This window comes from Nocardiopsis sediminis, assembly GCF_042650565.1.
Lineage (GTDB): Bacteria > Actinomycetota > Actinomycetes > Streptosporangiales > Streptosporangiaceae > Nocardiopsis_B > Nocardiopsis_B sediminis.
Map to the genome: position 1 here is coordinate 114,727 of NZ_JBHSBH010000002.1, position 17,761 is coordinate 132,487.

The 17,761-nt window shown below is 73.3% G+C and carries 17 protein-coding genes; 3 read left to right on the forward strand and 14 right to left on the reverse strand.

The window, feature by feature from the left end:
• Positions 1-248: 248 nt before the first annotated feature.
• Positions 249-1,745, forward strand: coding sequence for an amino acid permease (locus ACFOVU_RS01065; protein WP_378529358.1), 1,497 nt, complete (start codon positions 249-251; stop codon positions 1,743-1,745).
• A gap of 74 nt (positions 1,746-1,819) precedes the next feature.
• Here the strand turns inward: ACFOVU_RS01065 and ACFOVU_RS01070 are convergent, their stop codons facing one another.
• The 9 genes from ACFOVU_RS01070 to ACFOVU_RS01110 all read right to left on the reverse strand — a co-directional run bounded on the left by ACFOVU_RS01070 (position 1,820) and on the right by ACFOVU_RS01110 (position 12,105).
• Positions 1,820-2,911, reverse strand: a complete 1,092-nt coding sequence (locus ACFOVU_RS01070; RefSeq protein WP_378529359.1) for a GNAT family N-acetyltransferase — start codon at positions 2,909-2,911, stop codon at positions 1,820-1,822.
• Positions 2,912-3,047: 136 nt separating this feature from the next.
• Positions 3,048-3,461 carry a type II toxin-antitoxin system VapC family toxin gene (locus tag ACFOVU_RS01075; RefSeq protein ID WP_378529360.1) on the reverse strand — a complete coding sequence of 138 codons (414 nt, stop codon included), beginning with the start codon at positions 3,459-3,461 and terminating at the stop codon, positions 3,048-3,050.
• On the reverse strand, positions 3,458-3,682 hold the full coding sequence (locus ACFOVU_RS01080; protein ID WP_378529361.1) for a hypothetical protein: 225 nt from the start codon (positions 3,680-3,682) through the stop codon (positions 3,458-3,460). Before ACFOVU_RS01080 ends, ACFOVU_RS01075 begins: the two co-directional genes overlap by 4 nt.
• A gap of 153 nt (positions 3,683-3,835) precedes the next feature.
• The gene (gene hutI / locus ACFOVU_RS01085) at positions 3,836-5,029 is read right to left on the reverse strand and encodes an imidazolonepropionase (RefSeq protein WP_378529362.1); all 1,194 of its coding nucleotides are present in this window, start codon (positions 5,027-5,029) and stop codon (positions 3,836-3,838) included.
• Complete coding sequence (locus ACFOVU_RS01090; protein WP_378529409.1) at positions 5,026-6,441, reverse strand: formimidoylglutamate deiminase; 1,416 nt, start codon at positions 6,439-6,441, stop codon at positions 5,026-5,028. Before ACFOVU_RS01090 ends, hutI begins: the two co-directional genes overlap by 4 nt.
• Positions 6,441-7,667 (reverse strand): allantoate amidohydrolase, encoded by a 1,227-nt coding sequence (locus ACFOVU_RS01095; protein ID WP_378529363.1) that lies wholly within the window; start codon positions 7,665-7,667, stop codon positions 6,441-6,443. The genes ACFOVU_RS01090 and ACFOVU_RS01095 overlap by 1 nt, the downstream gene beginning before the upstream one ends.
• Before the next feature lie 91 nt (positions 7,668-7,758).
• Entirely contained in the window at positions 7,759-9,429 is a 1,671-nt protein-coding gene (gene hutU, locus ACFOVU_RS01100; protein ID WP_378529364.1) for a urocanate hydratase, read from the reverse strand.
• Positions 9,430-9,462: 33 nt separating this feature from the next.
• Positions 9,463-11,013, reverse strand: coding sequence for a histidine ammonia-lyase (gene hutH / locus ACFOVU_RS01105; protein ID WP_378529365.1), 1,551 nt, complete (start codon positions 11,011-11,013; stop codon positions 9,463-9,465).
• Between the two features lie 102 nt (positions 11,014-11,115).
• A complete protein-coding gene (locus tag ACFOVU_RS01110) occupies positions 11,116-12,105 on the reverse strand; it encodes a LysR family transcriptional regulator (protein WP_378529366.1) in 990 nt (329 codons plus the stop codon).
• 73 nt (positions 12,106-12,178) lie between these two features.
• Here ACFOVU_RS01110 and ACFOVU_RS01115 point away from each other — a divergent pair, with 73 nt between their 5' ends.
• Both ACFOVU_RS01115 and ACFOVU_RS01120 read left to right on the forward strand, forming a co-directional pair.
• Positions 12,179-12,349 carry a hypothetical protein gene (locus ACFOVU_RS01115; protein WP_378529367.1) on the forward strand — a complete coding sequence of 57 codons (171 nt, stop codon included), beginning with the start codon at positions 12,179-12,181 and terminating at the stop codon, positions 12,347-12,349.
• Between the two features lie 37 nt (positions 12,350-12,386).
• The gene (locus tag ACFOVU_RS01120) at positions 12,387-13,148 is read left to right on the forward strand and encodes an IclR family transcriptional regulator (protein ID WP_378529368.1); all 762 of its coding nucleotides are present in this window, start codon (positions 12,387-12,389) and stop codon (positions 13,146-13,148) included.
• Between the two features lie 83 nt (positions 13,149-13,231).
• Here ACFOVU_RS01120 and ACFOVU_RS01125 read toward each other — a convergent pair whose 3' ends face one another.
• The 5 genes from ACFOVU_RS01125 to gap all read right to left on the reverse strand — a co-directional run bounded on the left by ACFOVU_RS01125 (position 13,232) and on the right by gap (position 17,444).
• Positions 13,232-13,603, reverse strand: coding sequence for an RNA polymerase-binding protein RbpA (locus tag ACFOVU_RS01125; protein WP_378529369.1), 372 nt, complete (start codon positions 13,601-13,603; stop codon positions 13,232-13,234).
• Positions 13,604-13,723: 120 nt separating this feature from the next.
• Complete coding sequence (secG, locus tag ACFOVU_RS01130) at positions 13,724-13,960, reverse strand: preprotein translocase subunit SecG (protein ID WP_378529370.1); 237 nt, start codon at positions 13,958-13,960, stop codon at positions 13,724-13,726.
• A gap of 328 nt (positions 13,961-14,288) precedes the next feature.
• Complete coding sequence (tpiA, locus tag ACFOVU_RS01135) at positions 14,289-15,068, reverse strand: triose-phosphate isomerase (protein ID WP_378529371.1); 780 nt, start codon at positions 15,066-15,068, stop codon at positions 14,289-14,291.
• A gap of 61 nt (positions 15,069-15,129) precedes the next feature.
• The gene (locus tag ACFOVU_RS01140) at positions 15,130-16,317 is read right to left on the reverse strand and encodes a phosphoglycerate kinase (RefSeq protein WP_378529372.1); all 1,188 of its coding nucleotides are present in this window, start codon (positions 16,315-16,317) and stop codon (positions 15,130-15,132) included.
• 122 nt (positions 16,318-16,439) lie between these two features.
• Positions 16,440-17,444, reverse strand: a complete 1,005-nt coding sequence (gene gap / locus ACFOVU_RS01145; protein WP_378529373.1) for a type I glyceraldehyde-3-phosphate dehydrogenase — start codon at positions 17,442-17,444, stop codon at positions 16,440-16,442.
• Between the last annotated feature and the right edge of the window lie 317 nt (positions 17,445-17,761).

The window sequence follows — 17,761 nt, forward strand, 5'->3', positions numbered from 1 at the left end:
ATCGGCGAACGGCTCCCTCGCGCGAAACCGGGCCACCAGGCCGCCCGATCCACCGGCCGCCGGTGTGAAGCCCTACTGACAACCGGCTCCCGTCAGTGCCCCGGATCCCGCCCTCCCACCCGCCCCACCGGCCCGCCTTCACGGCGGCTTACCCCTCGTTTTCAGTACGCCTTAAAACGGAGGTAAGATCACGCGTCGTATCTAACCCAAGCGCCCCACAAGGGCCAATACCGGGCGCGGAGCCGCTGTTGAGTATCTGGCGCACAAAAAGCATCGAGCAATCGATCCGTGACACCGACGAGCCGGGGCACAAGCTCCGGAAGGATCTGAACGGGTTCGACCTCATCGTCTTCGGTATCGGTGTGATCATCGGTACCGGCATCTTCGTCGTCACCGGACGCCAGGCCGCCGAGAACGCCGGCCCCGCGATCGTGGTGTCGTTCCTGATCGCCGGCCTGGTCTGCGCACTGGCGGCCATGTGCTACGCCGAATTCGCCTCCACCGTCCCGGTGGCGGGCAGCGCGTACACCTTCGGCTATGCCAGCCTCGGCGAGTTCATCGCCTGGATCATCGGCTGGGACCTCATCCTGGAGTTCACCCTCGCCGCCGCGGTGGTCTCGGTGGGCTGGTCGGGTTACTTCGCCGACCTGACGGGCGTCCCCACCTCGGTGGAGGTGGCGGGCTGGCCGGTCAACATCGGGGCCATGGCCATCGTGATCCTCCTGGGGATCATGGGCGTCATCGGCACCAAGCTGTCGGGCCGCGTCTCGGCGGTCATCGTCGCCATCAAGGTCGGCATCGTGCTGCTGATCATCGGCGTGGGCGTCTTCTACATCAAGGCCGCCAACTGGGTCCCGTTCATCCCGCCGGCGCAGGAGCGCGCCGCCGAGACCGCGTCGATCGGGCACACCCCGCTCACGCAGGTCCTCCTGGGGCTGGAGCCGAGCCAGTTCGGCATCTGGGGCGTCATCTCCGCCGCCTCGGTCGTCTTCTTCGCCTTCATCGGCTTCGATGTCGTCGCCACGACCGCCGAGGAGACCAAGAAGCCCAAGCGGGACATGCCGGTCGGGATCTTCGGGTCGCTGATCATCGTCACGGTCCTGTACGTGGCCGTCTCCGCGGTGGTCACGGGCATGCGCCCCTACACCGAGCTGGGGACCGACGCACCACTGGCCGAGGCGTTCCGCGCCGTGGGCGCCGACTGGGCGGGCAACCTGATCTCGCTGGGCGGTGTCATCGGCATCACCACGGTCATCCTGGTGATGATGCTGGGCCAGTCGCGCGTGGCGTTCGCGATGTCGCGCGACGGCCTGCTGCCGCGCGGGCTGTCCAAGACCCACCCGCGCTTCGGCACCCCCTACGTGATGACCATCGTGACCACCGTCGCGGTGGCCTTTCTCGCCGGGTTCGTGCCGATCGGCACCCTCGAAGAGATGGTCAACATCGGCACGCTGTTCGCGTTCGTGGTGGTGTCGATCGGGGTCATCGTGCTCCGCCGCACGCGCCCGGACCTGCCCCGTGCGTTCCGCGCCCCGTGGGTGCCGGTGCTGCCGATCATCGCCGCTCTGGCCTGCCTGTGGCTGATGCTCAACCTCACCGTCGACACCTGGCTGCGGTTCCTGGTGTGGATGGCGCTCGGCGTGGCGGTCTACTTCCTCTACGGCCGCCGCAACAGCCGGCTGGCCCGTGGAGAAGGGGTGCCCGCGCCGGAGTCGACGGGCCCGGCGCCGTCCACCGAGGGCTGACGCCGCTCCGCGGAAAGTTCAGCGGGGGAGACCGGCGCCCCATTTCGCCGGTCTCCCCCGCCGCCCCACCGGGATCAGCCCCCTGCGGCTCCCGGTTGGCTCATGAGGTTCATCAACCGCCCGGGCCGCCGCGACGGCACGGCCCCGGCGACCGGCAGGCGCGCCTGCACCACGCCGTCGCGCGGCGGGCCGATCGTGGCGCCCATGCGGCGCATGATCCGCTGCATCGCGCCGTTGCCCGCGACGGTCTCGGCCCGGACCTCGGCCAGTCCCCAGTCCGCGGCGATGGCGGTGAGCGCCCGGGTGAGCGCCGTGCCCACCCCCATCCCCTGCCAGGAGTCCTCGACCAAAAACGCGATCTCGCCGACCCCGGGGTCGAGGGTGTACATGAGGTGCGCCAGGGCGACCGGCTCGCCGCCTTCACGCGGGCGCGCGGCCAGGGTGAGCCCGAGTTCGGGGTCGCAGAACACGCCGAGCATCCGGGGGGTCAGCTCGCGCACGCTGGAGAAGTAGCGCCGCCGCGAGGTCTCGGCCGAGCACCGGCGGTGCAGCCGCTGGATGGCGTCGGCGTCGCTCGAACGGACCTGGAAGACGTGCAGCCCGGTGCCCTTGTGGGTGACGATCTCCCCGTCGATGGGCGCGGGCCCGGTCGGGGGCAGCACCGAGCGGACGAGCGCGTCGGCGCGGGCGGTCTCGGTCCAGGTGAAGGGCTGGTCGGCGCGGCGCAGCCGCACCCCGCGCAGCGGGCCCACGGGCACCACGAGCGTGGTCTCGGGCTCTTCGGGGAACTCCGGCACCGAGCGGGTGAGGTTGGTCCACCGTGCCTCGTCGGCGAGCAGCAGCTCGCGCAGGGCCTCGGGCAGCCGGTTGGGCTCGCTGCGCAGCCGGGCGGTCAGCAGCAGGGCGCGGGTGACGTCGTCGCCCACTTCACGCGGCTGGGCGGGGACGGCGAGCACGGAGTCACCGACGCTGCGCCGCGCGACCTCGGCGAGCAGGGTGCGGTGCTCACCGGGCACGTCCACCACGAACTCGTCCACGACACCGGAGGCGTCGGCGTGGATGGACAGCCCCACGATGTTGCCGCCTTCGGCGGCCATGGCGTCGACAACGGCGGCCAACTGGCCCGGCCGGTCCTCGACGACGGTACGGATCCGCCACAGTGCCACGCGTGCCCCCTCGCGGAAGGGCGTACACCCGCCGGGGGACCCCGTTGTCCCCCGGCGGCATACGCCGACTCCCCTCAAGGGTGCAGGTGGAACATTTCGGACGTGCTACGCATCTGTTAGTTTCCCGGACATTCGATCACGGCAGGAGTGTGAAGGCAGGGATGTGCTTGGGCCGTACCACGGAGAAGTGCCGCCGGTCGAGGGTGGCGACCTCCGTGGCCCGGTGCCGTTCGGCAGCCGCGATCACCGAGGCGTCCGCCGCTCCGAGCGGGAGATCCGCATACACCTCGACGAGTTCGCGAATCCGCGGCCAGTCCTGATCGTGGACATGTTCGACCTCGAACAATCCGTCCTCGATGTCGCCGAGGAGAGCCGCCTCCGCCCTATTCCCCAGGCGCTTCGCCAAGAGATACGTCACCTCGGCGATGGCGAGCACCGGAAGCACGAGACCCCCCTTGTAGCGCTCCAGCAGACGGGTTGCGGCCTCGTGATCGTTATCCGCAACATCCATCAGAGAATACAGCGGGCCGGCATCGACGATCAGTGTCACGACTCCCCTATCTCTCCCCGGAGGATCTCGCGAATGCGGGCTCCTGTGTCATGGTGCCCGCTATTTCCTATTCCCGCCGAGCGAAACTTGCGGACCGGCCTGTCGTCGTTGGCCTCCTCCACTTGCCGAGCGACGAATTCCTCGACGCTCACCCCCTGCTCATCCGCCTTCTCGCGGATTCGTTCTTTCGTGGTTCTCGTCAATTCGATAGTGATGCTCACGCGCTCGACCATAGTGATCGACCTCCCCCTTCGCCTGCGAAACCGCGTTCACCCTCACTTCCGGCCATCGCCAGCCGGATTCGGTCACGTCACCGTGGCGGTAAGAGTGCGCGGTAGAGCGTCTGATACCCCCGAATGTACGCGGAAGCGGCCTCACGCGCCGCCCGCCACCAGTTCTCCGTCCTTCCAGACCGCGTCCACCAATGGGACCCCGGGGCGGTAGGCGAGGTAGACCGGGTCCGGGGCGTCGAGCAGGGTGAGGTCGGCTCGGGCTCCGATGCCGAGGTGGCCGATGTCGGTGCGGCGCAGGGCGCGGGCGCCGCCTTGTGTGGCGGCGTGGAGGGCCTCCTCCGGGGTCATGTGCATCTCGCGGACCGCCAGGGCGATGCAGAACGCCATGCTGGAGGTGAAGCACGACCCCGGGTTGCAGTCGGTCGCCAGCGCCACCGGCGCCCCGGCGTCGAGGAGCGCGCGGGCGGGCGGGTAGGGCTGGCGGGTCGAGAAGTCGACGCCGGGCAGCAGCGTGGCCACGGTGCTTCCGGAGGCGAGGGCGTCGATGTCGCCGGGGTCGAGGTGGGTGCAGTGATCCACCGACGCTGCGCCCGCCTCCACCGCCACCCGCACGCCGGGGCCGGGCCCCGACTGGTTGCCATGGACGCGGGCGCCCAGCCCGGCGCGGCGCCCCGCCTCCAGCACCCGCCGGGCGGCGTCGGCGTCGAAGGCGCCGCGTTCGCAGAACACGTCGATCCAGCGGGCGTGGGGCGCGCACGCGTCCAGCATGGGGCCGGTGACCAGGTCGAGGTAGCCCGCGGGGTCGTCGGCGTACTCGGCGGGCACGACGTGGGCGCCCAGGAAGGTGGTCTCGTCGGTCACCCGGCCGGCCACGCGCAGGCAGCGCTCCTCCTCGGCCGTGCTCAGCCCGTACCCCGACTTCACCTCCACCGTGGTGGTGCCCTGGGCGTGGGCTTCGCGCAGCAGCCGGGTGGCGGTGCCCAGCAGCTCGGCGTCGGTGGCGGCGCGGGTCGCCGCAACCGTGGTGCGGATGCCGCCCGCCTCGTAGGGGCGCCCGGCCATGCGGGCGGCGAACTCGCGGCCCCGGTCGCCGGCGAAGACGATGTGGGAGTGGCTGTCGACGAAGCCGGGGATCACGCACCGCCCGTCGGCGTCGACGCGCGCGTCGGCCTCCGGCGCCAGCGGGGAGGGGCCCGTCCAGGCGATCCGGCCCTCGGCGATCACCACGGCGGCACCGTTGATCGTGCCGAGCATGCCCTCTCCCGCCTCGGGGTCGTTGGTGACGAGGGTGCCGATGCCGTCGATGAGCAGCGATCCGGGGACGGTGGCGGTCACGCGATCAACTCCTTGATGGCCGTGTGCAGGTCGCGGGGTGCATCGGGGAGCAGGGTGTGGCCTCCATCGCGAACGATCCACCGGCCGTCGGCCATGACGTGGCGGACGTCGGCCGCGGACGCCGCGAAGACGGCCGCCTCGGCGGCGGCCCCGGCCGGGTCGGCGCCGGCCAGCCGGATGCCGTCCAGGTCGAGGGTGACGAGGTCGGCGCGGTACCCGGGGGCGATGCGGCCCGCATCGGGCCAGCCCAGGGCCCCGGTGTGGCCGGAGCCGTGCAGCGCGCCGAGGAGGGCCGCGGCGGGCAGGGTGCCGCGGCGGCCGGTGCGCAGCCGCTCGTGCATCTCGGCCCCGCGCGCCTCCTCGAACATGTCGATGGTGGAGTGCCCGTCGCTGCCCAGGGACAGGGGGACCCCGGCCAGGTCCGACAGCGGGGGCAGCCCGTCGGCGAGGTCGCGTTCGGTGGTCGGGCACAGGCACACGCCCGCGCCGGAGGCGCGAATGAGGCCGGTGTCGCCGGGGGTGAGGTGGGTGGCGTGCACGAGGGTGGGCCGGGTACGGGCCAGGAACCCGGTGTCGTCGAGCAGCTCGGCGGGGGTGCGCCCGTGAGCGGCCCCGCAGGCGCTGTTCTCGGCGGGCTGCTCGGAGAGGTGGATGTGCACCGCGGCCCATCCGGCGTCCGCGCCGAGCTCGGCGACGCGGGCGATGTCGGCGGGCGCGCAGGCGCGCACCGAGTGGACGGCGGCGCCCACCCGGGCGTGCCCGCCGGGGCGGAATGCGGCCACGCGGCCGGCCCACTGCTCGACGCCGGGGTCGGCGAAGCGCAGCTGGGCGCCGTCGAGCGCGAGGGGCGTGCCGTCCGCGGCCAGGCCGCCCCGGAGGTAGCAGGTGTCGAGCAGGGTGATCCTGATCCCGGCGTCCGCCGCGGCCTGGGCCAGGGCGGCGCCCATGGCGTTGGGGTCGGCGTAGGGCCGGCCGCCGGGGGCGTGGTGGAGGTAGTGGAACTCGCCCACGCAGGTGATCCCGGCGAGCGCCATCTCGGCGTAGACGGCGCGGGCCAGGCGCAGGTAGGAGTCGGGGTCGAGCCGGGCGGCGACCCGGTACATGCGTTCGCGCCAGGTCCAGAAGCTGCCCCCGTTCTCCCCGGTCCGCCCGCGCAGCGCCCGGTGGAAGGCGTGGGAATGGGCGTTGGCCAGCCCGGGAAGCGTGAGCCCGGCCAGCCGCCGGGCATCGGGGGGCGGCTCGGCGCTCTCACCGACGGACACGATCCGCCCGCCGTCGACCTCGACGACCACCCCGGCCCGCGCCCCGGACGTATCGGGCTCACCGGTCAGCGCCCACGCACACCAGTACCGCTCCGACCGGCCGCGCCCTGAGCCCGCGCGGGCAGCGCCGGTTCCTCCCTTCGGCGGCATCACGCGTTCGCGTCGCATGCGAGGTCGGCCAGGACGTCGGTCAGGGCGGCGACGCCGTGGTGGCGGTCGGCCACCTCGGCGTGTTCTTGGGGTGCGTGGGAGATGCCCGTCGGGTTGCGGACGAACAGCATGGCCGTAGGCACCACCGCCGAGAGGACCCCCGCGTCGTGGCCCGCTCCGGTGGGCAGGACGGGTGCGGGGGCGCCGTCGTGGCCGGCCAGGGCGGCGATGCGGTCGCGCAGGCCCGTCCGGAACTCCACCACGGGCGAATAGGACTCCTGGTAGGTGGCGTGGAAGACGCCGTGCTCGGACGCCGCGGTGCGGGCGGCGGCGTCGACCGCGTCGGTGACCGCGCGCAACGCGGCCTCGTCGGGCGCGCGGGCGTCGAGCCAGGCGCGCACGCGCGACGGGATCGCGTTGCTGCCGTTGGGCCACACGCGCACCTTGCCCACCGTGGCGACCGCCCCGTTCTCCTCGGCCGCGGAGCGGGCCGCCAGGACGGTTGCGGCGAACGGCAGCATGGGGTCGTTGCGGTCGGCCAGCCGGGTGGTGCCCGCGTGGTCGGCCCGGCCGGAGAAGTCCATGCGCCAGCGCCCGTGGGGCCACACCGACCCGGCCACGCCGACCGGGGAACCGGAGTCGGCCAGCCCGCGCCCCTGTTCGATGTGCAGCTCCACGAACGCCCCGATGTGGGCGACGAGGTCGGGATCGGGCCCGATCCCCGAGGGGTCCAGGCCCGCCTCCTGCATGGCGGCCGACCAGGTGACGCCGTCGGCGTCGGTGAGCCCGGCGGCCCGGTGTGCGGTGATGGCGCCGGTGAGCAGGCGCGAGCCCAGGCAGGGCACGCCGAAGCGGGCCCCTTCCTCCTCGACGAAGACGGTCACGGCGATCGGGCGGTCGGGCACCACGCCGCGGCGGCGCAGCCCGGCCACCGCCGCCAGCCCGCCGGCCACCCCGAGGGGGCCGTCGAACGCGCCGCCGTCGGGGACGGAGTCCAGGTGGGAGCCGGTCACGATCGCCCCGGGGCCGGGCTCGCCCCACCACGCCCACAGGTTGCCGTTGCGGTCGGTGCGCACGTCTAGGCCGAGGCCGGAGGCGGCGTCGGTGAACCAGGCGCGGACGTCGCGGTCGGCGGGTGTCCAGGAGAACCTGCGGTACCCGCCGCCGGCACGGTCGCGGCCCAGGGGCGCCAGCCCGGCCCACAGGTCGTCGAATGTCTCGCTCATGGTCGGCCGTCCTCCGTCGTCGATCGTCGTCGCGCCGCGCCGCCGGGCCCGGCGCCCGCGTCCCCCCGTTCCCGGGCCCCGCCGCCCCCGGTCAGGTGTCCGCCATGGGGATGCGCAGGCCGTGGCGGCGGGCCACCTCCTGTGCCTCGGAGTACCCCGCGTCGGCGTGGCGGAGCACGCCGGTGGCGGGGTCGTTGGTGAGGACCCGTTCCAGCTTCCGCGCGGCGAGGTCGGTGCCGTCGGCGACGCCGACCTGCCCGGCGTGCAGGGAGCGGCCCATCCCGACCCCGCCCCCGTGGTGGATGGACACCCAGGAGGCGCCCGACGCCGTGGTGACCAGCGCGTTGAGCAGCGGCCAGTCGGCGATGGCGTCGGAGCCGTCCTTCATGCCCTCGGTCTCCCGGTAGGGCGAGGCGACCGACCCGGTGTCGAGGTGGTCGCGCCCGATCGCGAGCGGCGCGCTGATCTCGCCTGAGGCCACCAGCTCGTTGAAGCGCAGCCCGGCGGCGGCGCGTTCGCCCTGGCCGAGCCAGCAGATGCGGGCGGGCAGCCCCTGGAAGGGGACCTTCTCGCCGGCCAGCCGGATCCAGCGGGCGAGGTGGTCGTCGCCGGGGAACAGGTCGAGGACGGCGCGGTCGGTGCGCGCGATGTCGGCGGGGTCGCCCGAGAGCGCCGCCCACCGGAACGGCCCCTTGCCCTCGCAGAACAGCGGGCGGATGTAGGCGGGGACGAACCCGGGGAAGTCGAAGGCGCGCAGGTAGCCGGCGGTGCGCGCCTCCCCGCGGATGGAGTTGCCATAGTCGAAAACCTCGGCGCCCGCGTCGGCGAAGCCGACCATGGCCTCCACGTGCACGGCCATCGACAGCCGCGCCCGCTCGGTGAACGCGGCGGGGTCGGCGGCGGCGAGGTCGTGCCACTCGTCGGGGTCCACGCCGATGGGCAGGTAGGCCAGCGGGTCGTGCGCGGAGGTCTGGTCGGTGACGATGTCGATGGGGGCGCCGCGCTCCAGCAGCTCCGGCACGGCCTCGGCGGCGTTGCCCAGCAGCCCGATGGACAGCGGACGGCGCTCCGCGCTCGCCCGCTCGGCCAGCCGCAGCGCCTCGTCGAGGTCTGCGGCGCGCACGTCCAGGTAGCCGCCGCGCAGCCGGCGGTCGATGCGGGTGGCGTCGCACTCCACGACCAGGGCGACGCCGCCGTTCATGGTGACGGCCAGCGGCTGCGCGCCGCCCATGCCGCCGAGCCCGGCGGTCAGTGTGATGGTCCCGGCCAGGGTGCCGCCGAATCGCCGCGCCGCCACCGCCCCGAAGGTCTCATAGGTGCCCTGGAGGATGCCCTGGGTGCCGATGTAGATCCACGACCCGGCGGTCATCTGCCCGTACATGGTCAGGCCGAGGGATTCCAGGCGGCGGAACTCCGCCCAGTTGGCCCAGTCGCCGACCAGGTTGCTGTTGGCGATCAGCACGCGCGGCGCCCATTCGTGGGTGCGCAGGATGCCGGCCGGGCGGCCCGACTGGACGAGGAGGGTCTCGTCGTCGGCGAGGTCGAGCAGCGACGCGGTGATGCGGTCGAAGCTCGCCCAGTCGCGTGCGGCGCGCCCGGTACCGCCGTAGACCACCAGCCGGTCGGGGTGCTCGGCCACATCGGGGTCGAGGTTGTTGTGCAGCATGCGCAGGGCGGCCTCCTGGGCCCAGCCCCTGGCGGAGCGCTGGGGGCCGCGCGGCGCTCTGACCTGGCGCGGGCCTCCGGTACCGGTGGCGGTCATGTCGGTCCTCCGTTGGTGCGTCGAGGCGTCCGTTCAGCCGAGGGGGGTCACCGATTCGGCTGCGGCGATCACCGTGCCGTCGGCGATCAGCCCGGCGGTCTCGGCGATCTCGGGGGCGAGGTGGCGGTCGGGCCCGGGGCCGGCGACGCGGGTGCGCAGCGCGTCGCGGACCGCCGCGGTGGCAGGTGCGGGGGTGAGTGGGGCGCGCAGGTCCAGCGCGCGGGCCGCGGTGAGCAGCTCGACGGCGAGGACGCGGGTGAGGCCGTCCACGGAGCGCCGCAGTTTGCGCGCCGCCGACCAGCCCATGGCGACGTGGTCCTCCTGCATGGCCGAGCTGGGGATGGAGTCGACGCTCGCGGGCACGGCCAGGCGCTTGAGCTCGGAGACGATGGCGGCCTGGGTGTAGTGGGCGATCATCTGGCCGGAGTCGACGCCGGGGTCGTCGGCGAGGAACGCCGGCAGCCCGTGGGAGCGGGCGACGTCGAGCATCCGGTCGGTGCGGCGCTCGGCGATGGAGGCGACGTCGGCCACGGCGATCGCCAGGAAGTCGAGCACGTAGCCGACCGGGGCGCCGTGGAAGTTGCCGTTGGACTCCACCCGCCCGTCGGGCAGGACGACGGGGTTGTCGATGACGGCGGCGAGCTCGCGCTCCGCGACGGCCTCGGCGTGGGCGAGGGTGTCGCGCGCGGCGCCGGCGACCTGGGGGGCGCAGCGCAGCGAATAGGCGTCCTGGACGCGTGCGCAGTCGGGGCCCTGGTGGGAGGCGACGATGGCCGAGCCGGCGAGCAGCGCGCGCATGTTGGCCGCGGCGGCCGCCTGCCCCGGGTGGGGGCGCAGCGCCTGGAGGTCGGCGGCGAAGACGCGGTCGGTGCCCAGCAGCGCCTCGACGCTCATGGCCGCGGTGATGTCGGCGACCCGCAGCAGGGTGTTCAGGTCGTGGCAGGCCAGCACCAGCATGCCGAGCATGCCGTCGGTGCCGTTGATGAGCGCCAGCCCCTCCTTGGCCGCGAGGTCGACCGGGTGCAGCCCCGCAGCGGCCAGGGCCTCGGCGGCGCCCGTGCGCGCGCCGGAGGCGTCGCGGACCTCGCCTTCGCCCATCAGGGCGAGGGCGACGTGGGAGAGCGGGGCGAGGTCGCCGGAGCAGCCGAGGCTGCCGTACTCGTGGACGACGGGGGTGATCCCGGCGTTGAGCAGGCCCGCCAGCGCGTGGGCGGTGGCCGGCTCCGCCCCGGTGCCCCCGGAGGCGAGGGTGCCCAGCCGCAGCAGCATGAGCGCGCGCACCACCTCCTTCTCGACCTCGGGCCCCGTTCCCGCGGCGTGGGAGCGGATGAGGGAGCGTTGCAGCCGGGCGCGCAGCTCCGGGGCGATGTGGCGGGTGGCCAGCGCGCCGAACCCGGTGCTCACGCCGTAGGCGGGCTGCTCCCCCGCGGCGAGTTCGAGGACGCGCTTGCGCCCCGCGTGCAGGGCCTGGTCGGCGCCCTCGGTGAGGCGGACGCGTGCGCCGCCGCGTGCGACGGCGACGATGTCACCCGGGGCCGGCCGGGTGCGGCCGATCGGGATCTCCGGAGCGAGGGTCGTGGGCATGGCCCCATTCCACGCCGACGGGGCCGCCGCCCGCGACCCCCGACACGGCTCTGGTGTCCGGTATTTCAGACGCGGGCCCCCGGCGGCCGGCCCACGGTGTCGCTACCGGGCCGGGTCCGGGGACGGCCGGGTGTCCAGGGCGGGAAGGTCGTCCACCGGGTCGGCGTCCAGGGCGTGGCCGTGCCGGCTGCGGTAGACGACCTGGTCCAGGGCCTTCAGGCCCCGGCGGACGGCCGGATGGCGGCTGGCCCCGCTGCGGATGACCGTGAGGATCGACCGGGCCGGGCGCACGTCGCCGCTCAGCCGCACCCGGGCGATGTCGTGCTCGGCGGCGATCGGCAGCAGCCGCGGCACCAGGGAGACCCCCAGCCCGTTGCTCACCAGCGCCGAGACGGCGATCCAGTCGGTGACGCGGTGCACGATGCGCGGGGCGAACCCGGCCGCGGCGCAGGCCACCTGGGTTATCCGGCCGTAGTCGCAATCGGAGAGGTGCGGGACCACCCAGTCCTCGTGGGCGGTCTCGGCCAGGCGCACGGACGCGCGGCCGGCCAGCGGGTGGCCGGCCGGGACCAGGAGGTCCTGGGGGTCGTCCACCAGCCGCCGCTGCTCGAACCGGCCGTCGTCGACCGGCGGGACACCGGGGTCGGGCACGACAACGGCGAGGTCGGCGTCCTCGGCGAGCAGCAGGTCGAAGGATTCGGACTTTTCGGCCTCGGTGACGGAGACCTCCATCGCCGGGTGGACGCGGCGCAGGAGGGCGGTGGCGGGGGCGAGCAGGGTCGCCACCCCGGTGGGATAGCCGCACATGCGCAGCGGACCGGTCTCGCCGTCGGCGTGCGCGGCGAGGTCGGCCATGGCCTCCTCCCACCTGGTGGTCATGGCGTCGGCATGGCGCAGCAGCACGTGGGCAGCGGAGGTGAGGCGGATGCGCCGGCCCTCGGGTTCCAGCAGCGGCACGCCGAGGTCGCGCGAGAGCTGGCGGATCTGCTGGGAGACGGCGGAGGGGGTGAGGTGCAGCGACTCGGCCGCCGCGGTGACGGTTCCGTGGTGGTGGACCGCGCGCAGGACGCGCAGCCGGCGAAGGTCCAGCATGAAGGAAAAGCTACAAGGTAGCGTGCAGAAAGTGTAGATGGACGTGAAAGATTACCGGCCCCAGACTGGGCACATGGAACGATGCGAGAGCCGCGAAGCGGCCACCACCACGTGCCCCACCTGCGGATGGCCCGATTCCGAGGTGTTCGAGGTGGTTTCCCGGCACATGGTGTCCACCGGCATGATGATCTATACCCGGTGCCCGTGCGGGAAGTTGCGCGCCCGCACCATCACCGTGCCCTGAGCCGTCCGCGCCGGCCCGTGCGTGGCACACTTCCCGCATGGGCCATGTTCCGGCGGCGACCCGGGTACTTCGCGTGCTGCGGTTCCTGGCGGCGCGCCCGGGCCCGGTGTCGGCCGCCGCGATCGCCGCGGGGCTGGGCCTGCCCCGCTCCAGCGTGTACCAGCTGCTGGAGGCCATGGCCGAAGAGGGGTTCGTGACCCACCTGCCCGAGGAGCGCCGATGGGGCCTGGGGCTGGCGGCGTTCGAGATCGGCTCCGCCTACCTGCGCCACGACCCCCTGGAGCGCCTGGCGCGTCCCCTGCTGGAGCGGCTGAGCGCCGAGACCGGCGCCACCGCCCACCTGGGGGTGCTGCACGGGGCCGACACGCTCTACCTGCTCAAGGAGCAGCCGCCGCACACTCCGGCCCTGGTCACCGCCGTGGGCGTGCGCCTGCCGGCGCACCTGACGGCGTCGGGGCGCGCACTGCTGGCGCACCTGCCGCGCGCTCAGGTCCGGGCGCTCTACCCCGGCGCGGCGCACTTCGTCGACCGGACCGGCCGCGGTCCCCGCTCACCGGGGGACCTGCGCGAGCGCCTCGCCGTGGAACGGCGCCAGGGGTTCTCCACCGAGGAATACCAGGTGACCGAGGGGTTCTCGTCGGTGGCGGCGGCCGCCTTCGACCACAACGCGGCCCCGGTGGCCTCGATCGGGCTCACCGTTCCCAGCGCCCGCCCGGTCAGCCCGTCCGGACTGGCCGCCCGGGCGCGCGACGCCGCGGCCGAACTCACCCGCCGCCTGGGCGGGCGCGCCCCGGGCTGAGCGCCGGGCCGAAGGCGGCCCCGGATGCGCCGACGGCCGCCCCGCCCGCCCGGTGCGGGGCGGACGGGAGGCGGCCGGGACGGTCAGCCCGCGTTGGCCCGCATGAACGCCTGGACCTCGGCGCGGTCCGCGCGGAGCTTGGCGAGCGCCTCGTCGAGGATGAGCCTGCCCTCCTCCTCGCTGCGGCGCTCCTTCACGTAGGCCAGGTGCGTCTTGTAGGGCTCGGTGCGCGGCGGAGCCGGGGGGTTCTGCGGGTCCTTGCCCGCGGGGAAGCCGCAGCGAGGGCAGTCCCACTCCTCGGGGACCGCGGCCTCGTGAGCGAAGCTCGGCACGACCTCATGCTTGTTGGCGCAGTAGAACGGGACGCGGACCCGCGGCGCGGACTCGCCCCGCTCGGCCTCGCCCATCGGACCGGCGCCGACGCGGCTGCCACGGATGGCACTGCCACTACCCACGAAAACTCCTTAGGCGGACATACCCCCACAAAAGGGGAAACCTGATGCGCGCTCCGCACGCACAGCGACAAGGTGCGGTCGGCGCGCGCCCGTGCCGTCCACGGGCACGGGCTCGGACGACTACGCTCCCCGGTTGATCAGCAGCCCGAGAACGACGGCGCTCACGATCCAGATGAGGCCCAATGCGACCGTCAGGCGGTCGAGGTTGCGCTCGACCACCGAGGATCCGCCCAGGGAGGAGGTGACACCGCCACCGAACAGATCGGACAGGCCGCCGCCCTTGCCCTTGTGGAGGAGGACCAGCAGGATCAGCAGCACGCTGCAAAGCATCACGACAATGGACAGACCGAGGATCACACGCTCACCCGTAGCTCGACCCCGACGAGGGGATTGACGACCTTGGGCCCCAAGACCGCGTTATCGCCACTCGGCTGGGCCAAGGGCCCGGCGGAGGAGGGACCGGGGACAGTTCTCGATTTTACCGTGCGCCCGCGAGGGCACCGGCTCGTTCCCAAGGGTAAACCCTTTCGGGCAGTCTAACCCGACCCGCGCACCGCTCGGTTCCGCCTCGGCTGCGCTCCGCGCACGGCCGGTGGCCGGGAACGATACCCGGGCCGCCGGGCCCCCGCCTGCGCGGCGGCCCGGCGGCGCCGTCCGGTGCCGGCGATCACACCGGCGCCGGCGGCTACTTGCCCAGGCGCGAGAGCTTGACGAACTCGTCGGGCTTGAGGCTCGCGCCGCCGACGAGGGCACCGTCGACGTCGCTCTTGGCCATGATCCCGGCGATGTTGTCGGCCTTGACCGAGCCGCCGTAGAGGATCCGGCTCGCGCGCGAGACCTCGGGCGAGTACAGCTCGCCGAGGCGCACGCGCAGCGCCCCGCACACCTCCTGGGCGTCGTCGGGGGTGGCGACCTCGCCGGTCCCGATGGCCCAGACGGGCTCGTAGGCGACCACGAGCCGTTCGGCCTGCTCGGCGGTGACGCCCTTCAGCGCGCCGTCGAGCTGCGCCAGGGAGTGGGACACCTGGTCGCCGGCCTTGCGGACGTCCAGGCCCTCTCCCAGGCACAGGATCGGGGTGATGTCGTTGGCGAACGCCGCCTTCACCTTGGCGTTGACGACGGCGTCGTCCTCCTTGTGGTACTCCCGGCGCTCGGAGTGCCCGGCCAGGACATAGGAGCAGCCCAGCTTGGCCAGCATCGCACCGGAGATCTCGCCGGTGTAGGCGCCCTTGTCGTGCTGGGAGATGTCCTGCGCGCCGTAGCCGATGCGCAGCTTGTCGCCGTCGACCAGGGTCTGCACGCTGCGCAGGCTGGTGAAGGGCGGCAGCACCACGATCTCGGCGGCGTCGAAGTCGGCGTCGTTGAGCGCGAACGCCATCTTCTGCACCAGGGCGATGGCCTCAAGGTGGTTGTTGTTGAGCTTCCAGTTGCCCGCGATCAGCGGCGTGCGCTTGGCTTCTGCCATGGTCCGTCCTTGATGAAGCGGTTGATGCCGGTGCGTGCGGGGCGGCGCGCCCCGCACGGGGTCAGTCGTCGAGGGCCTCGATGCCCGGGAGGGGCTTGCCCTCCAGGTACTCCAGGCTGGCACCGCCGCCGGTGGAGATGTGGCCGAACGCACTCTCCTCGAAGCCGAGCGCGCGCACCGCGGCCGCGGAGTCGCCGCCGCCCACGACGGTGAACGCCGCCGACTGCGTGAGCGCCAGGGCCAGCTCGCGCGTGCCGTGGGAGTACGGCTCCAGCTCGAACACGCCCATGGGCCCGTTCCAGAACACGGTCGCGGCGTCGGCCAGCTTCTGCGCGAACAGCTCCTGGCTCTTGGGGCCGATGTCCAGGCCCATCCGGTCGGCGGGGATGGCGTCGGCGGCGACCGGCGCGTGCGGGGCCTCGGCGGAGAACGCCTCGGCGGCCACGACGTCGACGGGCAGCACGATCTCCACGCCCTGCTTCTCGGCGCGCTCCAGGTAGCCGCGGACGGTGTCGAGCTGGTCGGCCTCGAGCAGGCTGGAACCGACCTCGTAGCCCTTGGCCTTGAGGAAGGTGAAGACCATGCCGCCGCCGATGAGCAGGCGGTCGGCGGTCCCCAGCAGATTGTCGATCACGCCGAGCTTGTCGGAGACCTTGGAGCCGCCGAGCACGACGGCGTAGGGCCGCTCGGGGTCGCCGGTGAGCTTGCGCAGCACCTCGATCTCGGCGAGGACCAGGCCGCCGACCGCGTGCGGCAGCCGCTGCGGCAGGTCGACGACGCTCGCGTGCCTGCGGTGGACCGCTCCGAAGCCGTCGCCGACGTAGAGGTCAGCGAGGCCGGCGAGGCGGTCGGCGAACTCGGCGCGCTCGGCGTCGTCCTTGCTGGTCTCGCCGGGCTCGAAGCGCAGGTTCTCGACCAGCGCGACCTCGCCGTCGGCGAGCGCGCCGGTGACGGCGCGGGCGGACTCCCCCGCCGTGTCGGACGCGAAGGCGACCGGGGCGCCCAGCAGCTCGCCGAGGCGGGCCGCGACGGGGCGCAGCGAGAACTTCGGGTCGGGGGCGCCCTTGGGGCGGCCCAGGTGCGCGGCCACGACGACGCGGGCGCCGCGGTCGCGAAGCGTGGTGATGGTGGGCAGGCTGGCCCGGATCCGGCCGTCGTCGGTGATGCGCTCACCGTCGAGCGGGACGTTCAGATCGGCCCGGACGAACACGCGCTTGCCCGAGACGTCGAGGTCATCGATCGTCCGCAAGTTGCTCTTCCTTCCGCGGGAGGCCGACCGTGCGGGGCCCGGCGCTCACACGCCGGTGGCGCCCCTTCACGTGCACTGCGAAGGGGCGCCACCCCGGGCGCCCGCACGGTGAGCGGTCAGCGTTACAGGTTGCTGCCGACCAGCTTGGCGAGGTCGACGATGCGGTTGGAGTAGCCCCACTCGTTGTCGTACCAGCCGATGATCTTGACCGTCTTGCCGAAGGTCATGGTCAGGCTGGAGTCGAAGGTGCAGGAGGGCGAGGTGCCGACGATGTCGGAGGAGACGATCGGGTCCTCGGTGTAGCGCAGGACCTGCTTGAGCGGGCCCTCGGCCGCGGCCTTGAACGCGGCGTTGACCTCGTCCTTGGTGACCTCGCGCTCGACCTCGACGACGAGGTCGGTGACCGAGCCGTCGGGCACCGGGACGCGCATGGCCATGCCGTCGAGCTTGCCTTCGAGCTCGGGCAGCACCAGGGCGGTGGCCTTGGCCGCACCCGTGGTGGTGGGGATGATGTTCTGCGCGGCGGCGCGGGCGCGGCGCAGGTCCTTGTGCGGGAAGTCGAGGATGACCTGGTCGTTGGTGTAGGCGTGGACCGTGGTCATGAGGCCCTTGACGATGCCGAAGTTGTCCAGCAGCACCTTGGCCATGGGGGCGACGCAGTTCGTGGTGCACGAGGCGTTGGAGACGACGTGGTGGACCGCGGGGTCGTACTTGTCGTCGTTGACGCCCAGGACCACGGTGAGGTCCTCGCCCTTGGCGGGCGCGGAGATGATGACCTTCTTGGCGCCGGCCTCGATGTGCTTCTTGGCGTCCTCGGCCTTGGTGAAGCGGCCGGTGGACTCGACGACGACGTCGACGCCGAGGTCGCCCCAGGGGAGCTGGGCGGGGTCGCGCTGCTCGAGGGTGGTGATGGAGGCGTTGCCCACCCGGATGGAGTCCTCGGCGACCTCGACGTCGCCGTCGAGCGTGCCCAGGACGGTGTCGTACTTGAGCAGGTGAGCGAGGGTGGCGTTGTCGGTGAGGTCGTTCACCGCGACGATCTCGACCTCGTCGCCGGCGGCCTGGGCGGCGCGCCAGACGTTGCGGCCGATCCGACCGAAGCCGTTCACGCCTACACGGATGGTCACGGTAACCAATCTCCTCACGTGGTCGTGGGTAGCGATGACACGTCCGGCGCCGGGCGCCGGATCGCGGAAGACGAGCGCTGGGGGTTCACGGCCGAGCCTATCGCTCCTGTCGGCGGGCAGGGGCGATGACCCCGGCCGCCTGGCCGGTCACCGCGGCGCCGCTCTCAGCTTGGCACCGCCCGGCATGGGAGGTCTAGACCATTTTCCGAAGTTTTCGCAGGTCCGGAGCGCCTCACAAAAGCGCACAGCCGCATCGGACCCTCGCCCGCCCCGCCGTCACGCAGGGTGATCGCCGGGGGCGGCGGCGGGCCGCCCGG